Origin of the sequence: Bradyrhizobium huanghuaihaiense, assembly GCF_025200885.1 — a bacterium.
GTDB classification, from domain to species: domain Bacteria; phylum Pseudomonadota; class Alphaproteobacteria; order Rhizobiales; family Xanthobacteraceae; genus Bradyrhizobium; species Bradyrhizobium huanghuaihaiense.
Genome location: NZ_CP104172.1, coordinates 2755809 through 2769837, shown reverse-complemented (window position 1 = coordinate 2769837; position 14029 = coordinate 2755809). Strand labels below are relative to the sequence as shown.

12 protein-coding genes are annotated in these 14029 nt (G+C 66.0%); 2 read left to right on the top strand and 10 right to left on the bottom strand.

Translation table 11 applies throughout. From position 1 onward, the window contains the following. Positions 1–134: 134 nt before the first annotated feature. Together N2603_RS13070 and N2603_RS13065 are read left to right on the top strand one after the other, a co-directional pair. The gene (locus N2603_RS13070; RefSeq protein WP_260389102.1) at positions 135–407 is read left to right on the top strand and encodes a hypothetical protein; all 273 of its coding nucleotides are present in this window, start codon (positions 135–137) and stop codon (positions 405–407) included. A gap of 84 nt (positions 408–491) precedes the next feature. After that, complete coding sequence (locus tag N2603_RS13065; protein WP_018640807.1) at positions 492–797, top strand: hypothetical protein; 306 nt, start codon at positions 492–494, stop codon at positions 795–797. Positions 798–1067: 270 nt separating this feature from the next. Here N2603_RS13065 and N2603_RS13060 read toward each other — a convergent pair whose 3' ends face one another. From N2603_RS13060 to N2603_RS13015, 10 genes are all read right to left on the bottom strand, one after another. Then, positions 1068–1223, bottom strand: a complete 156-nt coding sequence (locus N2603_RS13060; RefSeq protein WP_018640808.1) for a hypothetical protein — start codon at positions 1221–1223, stop codon at positions 1068–1070. A gap of 160 nt (positions 1224–1383) precedes the next feature. Then, the gene (locus N2603_RS13055) at positions 1384–1902 is read right to left on the bottom strand and encodes a septal ring lytic transglycosylase RlpA family protein (protein WP_260389101.1); all 519 of its coding nucleotides are present in this window, start codon (positions 1900–1902) and stop codon (positions 1384–1386) included. Positions 1903–2054: 152 nt separating this feature from the next. Further along, positions 2055–2219 carry a hypothetical protein gene (locus N2603_RS13050; protein ID WP_260389100.1) on the bottom strand — a complete coding sequence of 55 codons (165 nt, stop codon included), beginning with the start codon at positions 2217–2219 and terminating at the stop codon, positions 2055–2057. 30 nt (positions 2220–2249) lie between these two features. Next, positions 2250–3500 carry a DUF1501 domain-containing protein gene (locus tag N2603_RS13045; protein ID WP_260389099.1) on the bottom strand — a complete coding sequence of 417 codons (1251 nt, stop codon included), beginning with the start codon at positions 3498–3500 and terminating at the stop codon, positions 2250–2252. Positions 3501–3502: 2 nt separating this feature from the next. Continuing rightward, a complete protein-coding gene (locus N2603_RS13040; RefSeq protein ID WP_260389097.1) occupies positions 3503–4960 on the bottom strand; it encodes a DUF1800 domain-containing protein in 1458 nt (485 codons plus the stop codon). Positions 4961–5133: 173 nt separating this feature from the next. Further along, entirely contained in the window at positions 5134–7653 is a 2520-nt protein-coding gene (locus N2603_RS13035) for a M56 family metallopeptidase (RefSeq protein WP_260389096.1), read from the bottom strand. Beyond that, complete coding sequence (locus N2603_RS13030) at positions 7650–8042, bottom strand: BlaI/MecI/CopY family transcriptional regulator (protein ID WP_260389095.1); 393 nt, start codon at positions 8040–8042, stop codon at positions 7650–7652. Before N2603_RS13030 ends, N2603_RS13035 begins: the two co-directional genes overlap by 4 nt. 348 nt (positions 8043–8390) lie before the next feature. Next, positions 8391–9986, bottom strand: coding sequence for an NAD-dependent malic enzyme (locus tag N2603_RS13025; protein WP_260424190.1), 1596 nt, complete (start codon positions 9984–9986; stop codon positions 8391–8393). A gap of 355 nt (positions 9987–10341) precedes the next feature. Continuing rightward, positions 10342–11340, bottom strand: coding sequence for a Bug family tripartite tricarboxylate transporter substrate binding protein (locus N2603_RS13020; RefSeq protein WP_260389093.1), 999 nt, complete (start codon positions 11338–11340; stop codon positions 10342–10344). Between the two features lie 100 nt (positions 11341–11440). After that, positions 11441–13774: a mechanosensitive ion channel domain-containing protein gene (locus tag N2603_RS13015; protein ID WP_260389091.1), complete on the bottom strand. Its 2334-nt coding sequence runs from the start codon at positions 13772–13774 to the stop codon at positions 11441–11443. Positions 13775–14029 lie beyond the last annotated feature (255 nt).

Here is a 14029-nt window from a genome sequence, read left to right as displayed (position 1 = left end):
GCTTTGCGACGGAGCAGCAGGGAACCTCTTCACGACTGCTGCGTTAGGTAGCCGTGGCATTGAGATGCAGCGATAGGTGTAGGCCCCGGCGTGCAGATCCGCGCGCTGGGGTTCTTTTTGCGTGAGGCGGGACGATGGGGGACGTTGTTGCGGAGTCAAAAGTCGATTTCGGCGCGCTTGCAGCGCTGCATAAATGGCCGTCACTCGCCAATCAGCGCCGCCCGGACCGCGAGCCCTATCAGGTGAGCGAGGGGACGCTCGACGAATGCATCTCGGCCTTCATGAAGAAGCCGGCGGCAACCCGGCACCTCTATGAGATCCGCACGGCGCCGCAGCCGCCGCTGGTTACCGCCGTTCTCTCTCCCGAGCACGTCATCGAGCTATCGCGCTGGCGGGAATTTCTCTGACGGCCTTCACAAGCACGTGCGTAGGAACCTTCTTCCGGTTTTTCCCGTTGTCGGAGATCGGAAGTCAAATCGTGAGCGCCCCACATGCTTGAAGCTGGCGTTGCATCTCCCGTCGTGCCCTATGGCGCGGACCAAACCCTCTTCGTCGTCGTCGACCGTCTCGACATTGCGACTGAAATCCGCATCGAGCGCAGCGATCTCGAAGCCACCATCGGCGAGTTCGTCGCCGGCTGCTTCAACGATCCCGTCAAGGTGATCTCGTTCAACACGCTCGAACACTGGATGAAGGACATCTCGACCGACGTCGCCGGCGCGATAAAGGCACGCTGCGACATCTATGGCATAGAGCTGCCCGACTATCTCAGCGACTTCGTCGAGAGCCATAGCTGAGGGCGCATCGCGCCTCAAACGCTGCACATCGCGCCCAACAAAAAAAAAGCGCCGCTTCCGCGGCGCTTTTCGTGTGGCAACTCAATGGTGCCAGAACAATGCCAGCAGCAGAATGATCGGCAGCGGCACGCCAAGCAACCAAAGCAAAGCACCTCGTCCAAAACCCATGATGTCCTCCTCCTCTCTCACTGCGCAGATGACGCAGGAGACGAGCGGAAGTTCCGCGCTTCGCGGGGAGCACGGATGCGCTCACGGCATGGGTTACGGGAGTTATGCGCGCCGATACTTGCCGGTGATGACCTCGATCTCGCGGCGGCGTTCGCCGGCGAAGGTCAGGAGCTTTTCGATCGTCAGCGTATCCGTGATCCTCTTGGCGAGCCGCTCGGCACGCGCGGCCTGATCTTCGAGATACTGGATCGTGTTCAAGCGTCCGCCTCCCCAAAAGCCCCGAATTGTTTGGGCAGCCATGGTGCTTGAGAAGCGCCTAACAGCCGGTTAAGCGCGGTGCCTCACCTCGACGAAACGCGCTTGATTGTTTGAGCATGATCTTTTCGGAAAACCGCTACGCACTTTTCCTGATCATGCTCTATCGCACGACGTCGAGGCGGACATTGGCGAGGCCCTTGTCGACCATGCCGAGCGCTTCGGCGGCGGACGGCGAGATGTCGACCACGCGCCCGCGAACGAAGGGGCCGCGATCGTTGACCCTGACGGTGACGAAGCGGCCGGAGGACACGTCGGTGACGCGCAGCTTGGTGCCGAACGGCAGGCTCCGATGCGCCGCGGTCAGTTCGTTCTTGTCGAACTTCTCCCCGCTCGCGGTTTCGGTGTCCGAGTAGAAGCTGGCGAGACCATGCGAGGCGGTTCGCCTTGCCTCACCGTCGGGGACACGCGCCCGGCTGATCGGCCGCGGATGCAATGCCGCCACCCGGTGCGGCCGCTCGACTGTGGCCTGCCGGCTCGTTCCGGCGAGATCGGCTTTCTGGCGGCCGACCGGCGACTGCGCGCAGGCGGCGAGCGATGCGGCACTCAGGACAGCGAGCAACAATCGGCTCGAGGTTGCCAGCGACATTCGGGCAGTTTCGGCACGTGCAATGCGAGACATGATGCGCCCTCCGAACAACCCCAAGTTTCGGTGGGCAATCGGGGCAGAACCTTGTCGGAACAAAAGCGGCCGTGCGGCCGCCACCGTTTCGCGCCCGCTGTGACGATTCCATCACAGTTAATGTCCTGAATCGGGACAGATCAGCGGAACTATCAGCCCGATACGGTGCGCAAGATGATCGGGCGCGCGTCCGGCCGATCCTCATCGGCACCGACGTCTCCCCGCAGCAGCCGCATCAGCTCGCGGCGATAGAGCCGCCGCCAGCCGGTTTTCAGGCTGGCGAGAAAGTCGAGCTCCAACTGTGTCAGTGTGCACATGAACCCGATCCGGTTGCGAAAGGCGCGTCGTCAGCCGACGAGGCCTCCCATCGGTTTGACGTCAGTGCTGCCGGGGAAGACCGTCTCGGCGAGGATCTTCTCCTCGACGCGCAGATGATCCCTGAGCAGGCCTTTCAGCACGGCACGTAAGTCAGTGGTCGGCTTGAGATCGCGGTCCTCGAACATTTGCGCGGGCTTCAAGCCTGGCCAGTCCGCGATCACGCGGCCGCCGGCGAGCCCGCCGCCGATGAGGAAAGCAACGGTGCCCGTGCCATGGTCCGTACCTTGCGTGCCGTTGATGCGCGCGGTGCGGCCGAACTCGGTGACGACGGCGACCACCGTCTCGTGCCAGACATCACCCATGTTGCTTTCGATCGCCGCGAACGCGCCGTCGAGCGCGCCGAGCAGATTGTAGAGCTGGCCCGAGGCCGCGCCTTCGGCAATGTGCGTGTCCCAGCCGACGAAGCCCATCGCGCCGACGCGCGGGCCGTCGGGCTTGGCGAGATAGCGCGCGGCGGTGCCGGCCGCCTCGGCGAAATAGGCGCGTACGCGCGCAATGCCGGGCGGTGCCAGCGTCGGATCGTCCGACATCGGATCGCCCGTGCCCATCGCGCCGTCGAGTGAAGCGAGCTTCATGCGCGCCTGGAGCACGGTCGCGAGCTTCGGATCGGTGTGCTGATAGAGATCGAGCAGGCGGTTCTGCATGTCCTGGCTCGCCGGCAGGAGTTTTTGCGGCACCCATGTCATGACGGGGGCAGAGCCGCGCACCACCAGCGGCGTCACTGAGCCGATGCCGAGCGCGCGGCTGCCGCGCGGATCGACACGGCCGCCGGACTCCATCGCGAGCAGCGCGCGGTTGAGCCATCCCGACGCGGTCGCACCGGGCCTGGTGAAGCCGCTCTCCAGCACGTCCTGGCCGTCGAAATGCGAGCGCTCGCGATAGGGCGTGGCCGTTGCGTGAACGATCGCGGCCTTGCCGCTCTTGTAGAGCCGATGCAGGTTCGGCATCGCCGGATTGAGCGCGAAGAAGGAATCGAGCGGCAGCGCCGGCGGCTTGCCGTCGAGCAGCAGCGCGCGATCGCCGCGCAAGGCGACCCAGTCGGGATCGCCGACCGGCGCCACCGCGCCGAGGCCGTCGAGCGCGCCGCGCAGGATGACGACGAGCAGGCGCGGATCGCGCCCTTCCGCGCGCGCGATCCGCGGCATCTGGCTCCATGCGAACAGCGCGCCCGAGCCGGCCAGAAGCTCGCGCCGCGTGGGCAGATAACGATCAAGGCCCATGCTCACCTCCTCTGAAAATCCGCCGACATGAACAGGAGCGCGAGCGCCTGCTGCCGGCTCTCGGCACGGCCGACCGCCTGCTTCACCTCGGGTGCGATCTCGGATGCAAAGACGTCCTCGATGATGATCTGCGGATCGGCCATGCCGGTGATGCGCTCAGCGAAGTTGTTGGCGATGTCGAGCCGCCGCCCGACCCCGTCGATCCAGCTCGCCTCGTCGTCCGGATAGCCTTTTGGCGCGGACGGACGCCACAGCGCCTCGCCGAGCAGCTCCTGGCCGCCGGTGTAACGGACGGGATCGACGGTCGTGATGCCGGTCGCGCGCACCATGCCGGCGACCCATTCGCCGGGCCGCTTGAGCTTTGAGGGCGGCCCACGCCATGCGTCGTCCGACGACACCATCGCGATCGCGACCTGCTTGAGGTCGCCCTCGGTGTCGCGAAAGGTCTTCGCCATCAGCTCGATCAAAGCCGGCGGCGGCTCGTCGGCCACGAAGTGCCGCGCCAGCTTGGTCGCGACATGGGTTGAGGTTGCCGGATGCGCGGCGAGATCGCGCAGCACGGCGCGGCCCTGCTCGGCGTCCTCCTGCTCGTAACGCTTGCCGAGCACGGTCTGCCCGCCGGGCTCGTGCAGCCGCGGATTGAAGGTGAACTCGCCGCCATGCTGGGGATCGACGCCCGGCGGCACCAGCGTCCAGCCGGTCATGACATTGGCGAAGCTGATGACGTCGTCCTGAGTGTAGCCGGTGCGCACACCGAGCGTGTGCAGCTCCATGATCTCGCGCGCGATGTTCTCGTTGAGGCCGCGGCTGCGATTGATGCCGGCGATCGAGTTCGCGCCCATCGATTCCAGATTGTCCAGATAGAACAGCATCGCCGGATGGCCTTCGACGGCGAGCAGGAGATCGACGAAGCGGCCGAGCGCATTGGCGCGAACCGCCTCGCGCTCATAGGCGCCGGACATGCTCTGGATCTTGTTGGCCGAGACGCAGAAATGGTTGGACCAGAACCACACCAGGCGCTCGGCAAAGCCGATGTCGGCGGCGAGCGCTGCCTCCGTGCGCAGCTTGGCTTCCTGCAGATACATCGGGCGCCCGGGATCGGGAACGGCTTCGGCGGCCTGCTTGGCCGCCATCTCGGCCGCGTCCTTGTCCTGGGCTTGACCTTGCGCCTGCGTCTGGTCTTCCGACATCGCCTGCGCAGCCGCCATCTGCTGCTTCTTCGCCTGCTGCTGCGCCTGCTTGACCCGCGCCGTCCGCCGCGCATTGGCGTCGGCAACGGTGCGGTATGCCTTGGCGCTGGTGGGAAGCCCGGCCGCGGCGGTCAGCGTAAGCGGCCGGTCGAGCTCGGCGATCAGCGCGCCGCGCGGGTCGCTACCGACAGCGGCGATCGATCCCGGCCGCGGCCCCATGCCGAAGCGATGCAGCGCCAGCACGGCCTCGGCCTTTGCAGAATTGCTCATGGCGAACGCCCAATTCTCTCGCGCCTGCCGACATCGCGCCGCGCGAGGCTACGAACCGTAATGCTACACACCGTAGCACTTGAGATGTGCCCGGGCAAGCGGAGATTGCGGCATCCCCGTTCGACTATCGCCCGCCGCCCATCCGGCACGACGGACGGGCAGACGCAGCGATCCTAGAAATTGGGCCCGAGCGCGATCTTGGTGATCGTGCCGTTCCTGACACCGATCCGCCATTCCGCCGAGCCGTTGGCGAACTGGGCGATGTAGATGTCGCTGTCGAGCGCGGTGACGCCGCGGAACGACACCGCACGCAGTGCACCGAGCCGCGCCAGGATGGCCTGGTCGAACGGAAGCTGCTGGCGCGTGATGTCGGCGACCTCCGGCGTCATGTGCTCGTAATCGGGCTGTCCCTTGCCGACGCCCTCGATGTAACGGCGCAGCATCTCCTCGCCATTGGCGATCGGAACGGCGCGGCGCGCGGCGCGCCCCGTCTTTGCGCCGAGGTTTGAAGCTTCGACATTGTGGAAGCGCGTCTGCCGGCCCGGCATCAAGACCTCGAGACACCGCCCCGACTTGTCGGCGATCACCCAGGCATTGTTCACGGTGGTCGTGGCCGCCCAGCTCATGTTGGATCTGACCACGCTCTGGCTCTTGCGATTGCCGTCGGCGTCGAGATTGAAGACACGAATGTCGTCGCCGAGTTCGTTGTAGACCATGATCCGGATCGGCGAGGTGCCGGCGCGGCCGCGCACATTCGCCTCTTCCGAGCAAGGCAGGATGCCGCCGAGCTCGTCGTTGCCGTCGGCCCGGAAGATGACGTCGCCGGCCTTGCCGTCGGGCTCGAGCAGCAAGCGGAATTCAGCCGTGCCGTTCTCGAACTTGGCGCCATAGATATCGTAGCCGCCGGGGCCGACGCCGCGGAAGAAGATCGACTCGAGGGCGCCGAGCGCCACGAAGGTCGCCTGCGTCTCGTTGAGCTGACGATGAATCTTCGCAGCCAGCGGCGCGCTCATCCGGTCGTAGTTCGGCATGCCCCGGCGCAGATCCTCGATCCCGCGCAGGATCATCTCCTTGCCGCCGGCGACGGGGACCTGCTCGCGGAAACGATCCGGCACTTCCGCAACACGGCGCGCGAAGTCGGCTTCGATCGCCTGCGCGGTGGCCGCATCGATCCGCGGCGCGAGACGGGCGCCGAACACCGCATTCTGGACCAGCACGCGCGAGACCCTGGCCTGCTCGTCGCGCAGGAAGATCAGGAGGTTGTCGCCATGGATCGAGAAGACGTCGGCACCTTCGGCGAGCAGCGCGGCCCGGCCCTGCACCGTTTCCTGCACCTGTAGCCGATCGCCGTCGCGGCGCACGGCGAGAACGCGGTTCGGCGCAACCTTGTACCAGCCGACATATTGATCGAGTGGCGCCGATCCCGTTGCCGGCGTCGGCACCTCGGCGAGGCGGACCGCGCGGATGTCGCGGCCGTTCATGCGCAGCACCAGCTCGGCCGAGCGGCGCTCCGCATCGAGCGGAAACGTGATCTCGCCGGACGAGGCCGCGTAGGACGCGGTGCCGTCACTGCCGACCGTCAGGCGCAGTTTGCGCTGCCCGGTGAGCTGGCCGTAGAGTTCGCCGCCCTCGCGGAAGATCGCGAACACCGAGGCCGGGCCCATGGCGTAGAAATTGACGAAGGGGCGATAATGCTCGGCCGGCACCTCGCCGCTGTCCGCAACGGCGGGCGCAGGGTCCGGCGTGCGATAGGCGATCATGCCGGTCGAGACGATCAACGCCGGCACGATCGCGGCCGCGATCCACAGCCGCTTGCGCCAACCGACCGCGACCGGCAACGCGGCCGCCGCGATGATGCGCTCGACGCGGGCGCGCACGGTCGAGGCCCGCGCCATCGCGAGCTCGACGGGGCGCGGTTTCACGCTGCTGGCAAAGTCGAGCAGGATCTCCGCATAGGACAGCCGGTCGTCGATCACCTCGATCGCCTGCGCGTCGCTGATGATCTCGGCGAGTTCGGCGAGATGCGCGAGCTGCCACCAGGAGAACGGGCTGAACCAGAACACCGCGCGATTGAGCGAGGCCAGCAGGAGGATGTAGAAATCGCGGTTGGCGACATGCGCGCTTTCATGGGCAAGCACCGCGAGGCGCTTCTTGGCATCCCATCCCGCAAATTGCGGCGGCACCAGAATGGTCGAGCCGAAGGTAACAGGGCCGCCGACGTCGCGGCTGACGCGGATGTCGGCATCGATCAACTGCGCACCCTTCACCGGCTTCGCCGCGCGCGCCAGGCGCCAGGTCAGGCCGAGGCCGATGGCGAGCCGCAGCAGCAACAGGCCGGCGACGCCGGCATAGACGCTCGTCGCCACCAACCACCAGTCGATCGAGACGCCGCTTTTCGCCGGCGGCGCCACGGCAGCACCCGGCGCGATCGGCAGCGCCGGCTGCGGCGTCTCCAGCATCGCGATGTCGGCCGGCCACATTTCGCCCGGCACCGGAACGGAGGCGGGCAACCGGTCGATGGTGAGCGTCGGCCAATGCATCACGAACGGCATCGCGAGCGAAGCCATGAGCACGACGACCCACGCCGTCATGTGGACGTGCGGATTGCGCACGCGAAACAGGATGAGACCGAACCAGACGACGCCTCCCAGCACAAAGGAGCGCAGCGCCGCCTCCGCCAGAGTTGCGATCATTCTTTCTTCACTCCCCTCGCCTTCTTCGCCTTGGCCACCTGGTCGGCCAGCGTGCGCAATTGCTGCTGGTCGAGCATCTTGTTGTCCACCATGCCGACGAGGACCTCCTCGATCGAGCCGTTGCAGAACCAGTCGACGATGCGCTGCACCGCCTTGGCCGCGACCCGCGAGCGCTCCTCGGCTGCGTGATAGACGTAGGTGCGGCCGTCCACCGTGTGGTTGGCATAGCCCTTCTCTTCGAGCCGGCGTAGCACCGTGCGCACTGTGGATTCCTTCAGGCGCCGCGACAACCGCTCCCGCACGATTTCGGCCGTGACGGGACCATGAGCCCAAACCAATTGCATGACCTCACGCTCGAGGTCGCCGAGTTCAGGCAAACGATCGTCCATGGCATCTGACCTTGCGGATTGAGTTTTCTTGTAACGCTACAGACTGTCGCATATACGGCCGCGCGGCACAACGGCGATTCCACCTGAAATGGTGGCGATGGGCTGACCTAACGCCGGTCTAGAAACGTGTGGGGAGTCGGATGGACCTCCGACGCGATTGGCAGGATGCCCTGCCCCTCACCCGGATCGTCCGACGACGCTTCGCATCGTCGGAGCGATCCGACCTCTCCCCGCAAAAGAGCGGGGAGAGGTAAGGAGGGCACACTCTCTCACTCCCTCTCCCCGTTCTTACGGGGAGAGGGTTGGGGTGAGGGGCTGCCTCCGCGAGTTCAACTTGAATTGTAAGCCTCAGTACTTCGGCTCGTACATCTGCGACTGGACCAGGGCCTTCACGTCATTCGGCGCGGGTCCGTCCGCCAGTCCGCGCTGATAGGCGACGTCGGCAACCGCGGCGGCGATACGGACAGAGACCTCGCGGATGCGGGGCAGCGCCGGATAGAGGCTGCCCTGGGCGAGGTCCTCCTTGCCGACGCAATCGGCCAGAGCATGGGCGGCCGCCATGAACATCTCGTCCGTCACCAGCCTGGAGCGGCTGGCGATGACGCCGAGGCCGACGCCGGGGAAGATGTAGGAGTTGTTGCCCTGGCGCGGCACGAAGGTGCGGCCGCTCAGCGTAACTGGATCGTACGGACTACCGCAGGCGAACAGCGCGCGGCCCTCGGTGTAGCGATAGGCGTCCTCCGCCGAGCATTCCGCCTTGGAGGTCGGGTTGGAGAGCGCGAACACGATCGGCTGCTCGTTGAGCTCGGCCATCGCCTTCAGCACCTCGGGCGTGAAGGCGCCGCCGACCGCGGCGACGCCGATGATCGCCGTCGGCTTCAGCGTCTTGATCGCGGTGAGGAAATCCGCAATCGGCGCCTGGCCGGCATGGGCATAGCGCAGCTTGTGGCCGGAAAGACCCTCACGGCCGCTGACGACGAGGCCGCGGGAATCCACCAGCCAGTTGCGCCGGAGCGCTTCGGCTTCCGTGGCCCCCTCCGCCATCATGGCGGAGACCACGAGATCGGCGATGCCGGTCGCTGCCTCGCCCGCGCCGAGGAACAGGATTTTCTGATCCTTCAGCTTGCCGCCGGAGACGCGCAGCGCCGAGAACAGGCCGGCGAGCGCCACAGCCGCAGTGCCCTGGATGTCGTCGTTGAAGACGCAGGCCTCGTCGCGATATTTGTGCAGCAGCTTGAACGCTGAGTGATTGGCGAAATCCTCGAACTGGATCAGCACGTCCGGGAAGGTCTTTCGCGCTGCTTGCATGAACTCGTCGACGAAACTGTCGTAAGCCTCGCCCGTCAGCCGCCGCTCGCGCAGGCCGAGATAATAGGGATCGTTCAGGAGCTCTTCGTTGTTGGTGCCGACGTCGAGCACAACGGGCAGGCACTGCTCGGGATGAACGCCGGCGCAGGCCGAATAGAGCGAGAGCTTGCCGACCGGAATGCCCATGCCGTTGGCGCCGAGATCGCCAAGCCCCAAAATGCGCTCGCCGTCGGTAACGACGATCAACTTGGCCGGATAGGGCCAGTTTTTCAGGATCTCGGCGATCTGGCCGCGATCGCGCGAGGAGATGAACATGCCGCGCGGCCGCTGGAAGATCAGGCCGTATTTCTGGCAGGCGAGCCCGACGGTCGGCGTGTAGATGATCGGCTGGATCTCGTCGATGTTGTCGACCACGACACGGAAGAACAGCGCCTCGTTACGGTCATGCAGCGCGTTCAGCGCGACGTATTTTTCGAGGTCGGTCGGCAGCGCGCGCAGATTGGTGAGCACGCGCTCCGCCTGGGTCTCCATCGTCAGCACGCAGGGCGGCAGCAGGCCACGCAGGCCGAGCGCGGCGCGCTCCGCTTCCGTGAAGGCGGTGCCCTTGTTGAGCAAGGGATCACGCAGCAGCGTCATGCCGTGCGCGGTGTCGGATGATGTCGAATGGGCGCTGACCCGAGCAGGTCTATTCACGAAATCCCCCAGGGAGTTTCTTATTGAAGGGCAACCATTGTCGGCCAGCGGTCCCCCGAGATCAAGGACGTAGCAACAGGCGCCTTGATTGTGATCTCGCACCGCAGCGAGATTGGCGCGGAAACTGGCAAAATGCGCACGCGAAAAGGTTAACGGCGCTCAGCTACTCATGATGAGGGATTGAGAGCGGCCCCTCTCTCCCCTCGTCATTCCGGGGCGCGCGTCAGCGCGAGCCCGGAATGACGAGAAGGCCTCACTATCTGTCAGGATGAGGAGCAGTGCTCGTGGTGCCTCGAAACTACTCAGGCTTGATGTCGGCGGCCTTCACAATCGGCCACCATTTCTCGGTCTCGGCTTTCTGGAAGGCGGCGAGCGCTGCGGGCGTTTGCTGGGCTGCAGGCGGAATCTCCTGCCCGAGTTCGGCAAAGCGCTGCTTGACGGCGGGATCGGCGAGCACGGCGACAATGGCCGCATTGAGCTTTGTCACAATCTCTTTCGGCGTGTTCTTCGGGGCCCAGATGCCGTGCCAGTAGGAAATATAGAGCCCGGGCAGCCCCGCCTCATCGACGGTGGGAATATCGGGTGCGGATGCAAGCCGTGTCGGCGAGGTCACGGCGAACGCCTTGATCGCGCCGTTCTTGTATTGTGGCAGCGAGTTCGAAGCCTGGTCGAACATGATGTCGATCTGGCCGGCGACCAGATCGATCATCGCCGGCCCGGCGCCGCGATAGGGCACGAACTGGAAATCGGTCCCGGTCTTCTCCTTGAAGAAGACGCCGGCGACATGGGCGCCGGTACCAGCACCCGCCGTACCTGCGGTCGCTTTGCCGGGATGGGCCTTCAGCCACGCGATCATCTCCTTCAGGCTGTTCGCCTCGAGCGACTTTCGGCCGACGATGAGCTGCGTGCCCATCGCGATGGTCGCGACCGGCTCGAAATCGGCGATCACGTCATAGGGCAGCTTGAAGATCGCGCCGTTCAGCACGTGCGTGCCCCAATGGCCGATGGTGATGGTGGTGCCGTCAGGTGTAGCCCGCGCGACGCGGGCGCCGGCGATGCTGCCGGACGCACCCGCCACGTTCTCGACCACGACCGTCGTGTGCAGCTCGGCCGCGATCCGCTCGGACAGGATCCGCGCCAGCGTGTCGGTGGGGCCGCCCGCGGCGAACGGCACCACGAGGGTGATGGGGCGCGACGGAAACGTCTGCGCGTTGCCTGGTGCGGTCCACACCGCGCATCCGATCAGCGCGCAAATGACGAACACATGACCACGACATCCGGCCCACAGCCCCCGCATCAGTCTCTCCCACCCTTTTTGCCGCCCGCATTGTTAGCGGGCTGAGGCTGGAGTGAACGCTGCCGGACGAGCGCAGGCAAGCTGGAATTTTGCGGACCGGTTACCCGGCCGCCGCCCGCCGCGGCGTCAGATTTGCGGCCCCCTCCGCCGGCGGCGCGATCTGCATCAGAATGGTCTGGGTCGCGGAGGCAACCTCGATGCCGTGCTGCTGGAAGCGCTGCTTCATGCGGCGGTTGAACTCGCGCTGCACCGGCCAGCGGCCGGCCTCGGTACAGCGGATCTGGCCGACGATCGACACCATCGCGCCGTCGACCTTGTCGACGCCCCACAGCTCGAGATCGCCGCGGATCAGCGCACGGAAGTCCGCCTCGCGCCGCATCTCGTCGACGATCTCCTTGAGGATCTGGCCGGCGCGATCGGTGTCCTCCTTGTAGGCGACGTTGACGCTGACGGAGGCGTTGCCGGCGCCGCGGCTGGCATTGGTGATGGTGGTGACCGCGCTGAACGGAACGATGTGGACGGCGCCGTCGCCGGCGCGCAGGCGGATGGTGCGGATCGAGACGTTCTCGACGACGCCCGAGAGCCCGGAGACGCTGACGGTGTCGCCGACCTGGACCGTGTTCTCCAGCAGCAGGAACAGGCCGGTGATGAGGTCCTGCACCAGCTTCTGCGAACCGAAGCCGATGGCGATGCCGACGATGCCGGCGCCCGCGAGCAGCGGGGCGACATTGACGCCGATCTCGCTCAACGCCGTGAGGCCGACGACGGTGGCGATCAGGCAGAGCAACGCGGTGCGCAGCATCGGCTGGAAGGTGCGCAGGCGCGCGGCACGGGCGTAATGGCCGTCGCGTGACAGCGCATTGATCTGGCGATCGAGCAGCGCGTTACTGATTTCCCAGATGGCGGCGGCGATGAACACGGCAATGCCGATCGTCACCACCGCCGAGATCAGCCGGCCGCCGATCTGGCCGCCATAGAACCAGACGATGGCGTCCACGCCCCAGACCTCGAGCACGGCCACGAAACCGATGAAGGCGATCACGCCGGAGACGATCTTGCGCAGCAGCGGCAGATAGCGGTTGGCGCGGGTCTCCAGTCCCGGAAAGCGCTGCAGGATCTCCGGCTTGATGCGGAAGCCGCGGTCGATCAGGCTCAGCGTCAGCATGATGGCGACGCGCGTGATCACCGCGACCACAACGGTACCGACGAAATATTGCAGCAGCAGCGAATAGCCGTTGCGGATGTTCAGCGCCCACACCGCCCATAGTGCCAGATCGAGTGCGATGGCGAGATAGTGCCAGCCGCCGGCGATGCGGTTGCGCAGACGCGCCGCGATCCCCTGCCGTTCCGCCGGCGCGCGGATGGCCTCGGCGACCTGGCGGCGGCATTGCAGGATGATGACGACGATGAAGAGGTGAACGACCAGCATCACCATGCGCAGCAGCGCGGCATAGCCGGCACGATGCAGGCCGAGCAGCAGCGCCACATTGGCGAAGGCGATGCCGGTGACACCGACACCGACGATGCGGCGCGCCCAGATCTCGATATAGGCCGCCGTCTCGGCTCGCACCGGAAACAGGCCGAACGGCCCCGCCAGCGCCCGGACCAGGCAGATCAGCCCGCGCGAGAACGCATAGGCGTTGACGACCGCGAGAATCACGAGGCGGACGGTCGTCGGCTCGCCGATCTCCGTTCCCAGCAGCGCGGTGGCGACGCCGACGAACACGAACATGGGAAGCAGCTCGAGCACGAAACGGCCGAGCACGAAGGGCAGCCGCAGCATGACCTGCCAGATCCGCGCCAGACTGTGACGTCGCTTCTGCAACTCAGGTGCCGGCGTCACGTCGGCGACCGACGATGGCGGATCGGCGATCGGCAGCGCCTGCGCCGGCAGGCGCGCGGTCTGTGGCACACGTCCTTCCAGGAACACGACCGGACGGCGGATTAGACGGAAGATCACCCATTCGGCCGCGAGCGCGCAGCCGAGCACCAGCGCGAGCTTCCAGGCAATCTCGATCAGGAGATTGTAGGCCGCCGGATCGTTCGCCGTGCGCATGATCCAGTAGTAGAACGCCGGGAAGTGCGTGAGCGTCCGCGTCATGCTGGCGATCTCGCTCGAGATCTCGCCGATCTGCTCCGACACCGTGAGCATGAGCTGCGCACCGAGGCCATCGGCCGCAAGCGGGATCGGCGATTTCTGTTCGGGCGCCGGCTGCTGCTGACCGGACGCATTGGCGATTGCACGCAGCGTGTCGATCATCTGCGCGCGCTTCTTGTCGTCCTGAAGGGTCTCCAGCGCGCGCTTCGCCTCGTCGGGCGACAGCGCGGCGGCATTATTCGTCGCCGGCCGAGGCGGCTCGGCGCGGGCGCTGGAGAGAGAAAGGATCGCGAGGAAGAGAGCGGCGAGGAGCGCCGGGGCGAGCTTATGCGACACGAGGATTCCCTGGAAAAAATGAATGCGCGCCGGCGGCGTCGGGATCGTCACCGCCGAAGCACACGCGTCATGTCGGATTGCAGCTATTCGCCCCGGCCCTGTGTCGGAAATGGGCCAATGAGGCGACATTCTCTTGGCATTTGCCGCAATGCAGGATCAGGGAACCGCGCCTCGGCATAGCTGGCGCCCGTCAGATCGACGCACAAAAATCTCTACCGTCATTCCGGAATTCAATCCGGAATGACGGTGAGGAGG

What these genes read in the sequence shown, in the direction of transcription:
- N2603_RS13040 (WP_260389097.1), bottom strand. Translation starts at nt 4,960, where the DNA reads ATGAGCAATTCTGCAAAGGCCGAGGCCGTGCTGGCGCTGCATCGCTTC.
- N2603_RS13025 (WP_260424190.1), bottom strand. Translation starts at nt 9,986, where the DNA reads ATGACGCTGCTGCGTGATCCCTTGCTCAACAAGGGCACCGCCTTCACG.
- N2603_RS13035 (WP_260389096.1), bottom strand. Translation starts at nt 7,653, where the DNA reads ATGATCGCAACTCTGGCGGAGGCGGCGCTGCGCTCCTTTGTGCTGGGA.
- N2603_RS13055 (WP_260389101.1), bottom strand. Translation starts at nt 1,902, where the DNA reads ATGTCTCGCATTGCACGTGCCGAAACTGCCCGAATGTCGCTGGCAACC.
- N2603_RS13065 (WP_018640807.1), top strand. Translation starts at nt 492, where the DNA reads ATGCTTGAAGCTGGCGTTGCATCTCCCGTCGTGCCCTATGGCGCGGAC.
- N2603_RS13070 (WP_260389102.1), top strand. Translation starts at nt 135, where the DNA reads ATGGGGGACGTTGTTGCGGAGTCAAAAGTCGATTTCGGCGCGCTTGCA.
- N2603_RS13045 (WP_260389099.1), bottom strand. Translation starts at nt 3,500, where the DNA reads ATGGGCCTTGATCGTTATCTGCCCACGCGGCGCGAGCTTCTGGCCGGC.
- N2603_RS13050 (WP_260389100.1), bottom strand. Translation starts at nt 2,219, where the DNA reads ATGTGCACACTGACACAGTTGGAGCTCGACTTTCTCGCCAGCCTGAAA.
- N2603_RS13030 (WP_260389095.1), bottom strand. Translation starts at nt 8,042, where the DNA reads ATGGACGATCGTTTGCCTGAACTCGGCGACCTCGAGCGTGAGGTCATG.
- N2603_RS13020 (WP_260389093.1), bottom strand. Translation starts at nt 11,340, where the DNA reads ATGCGGGGGCTGTGGGCCGGATGTCGTGGTCATGTGTTCGTCATTTGC.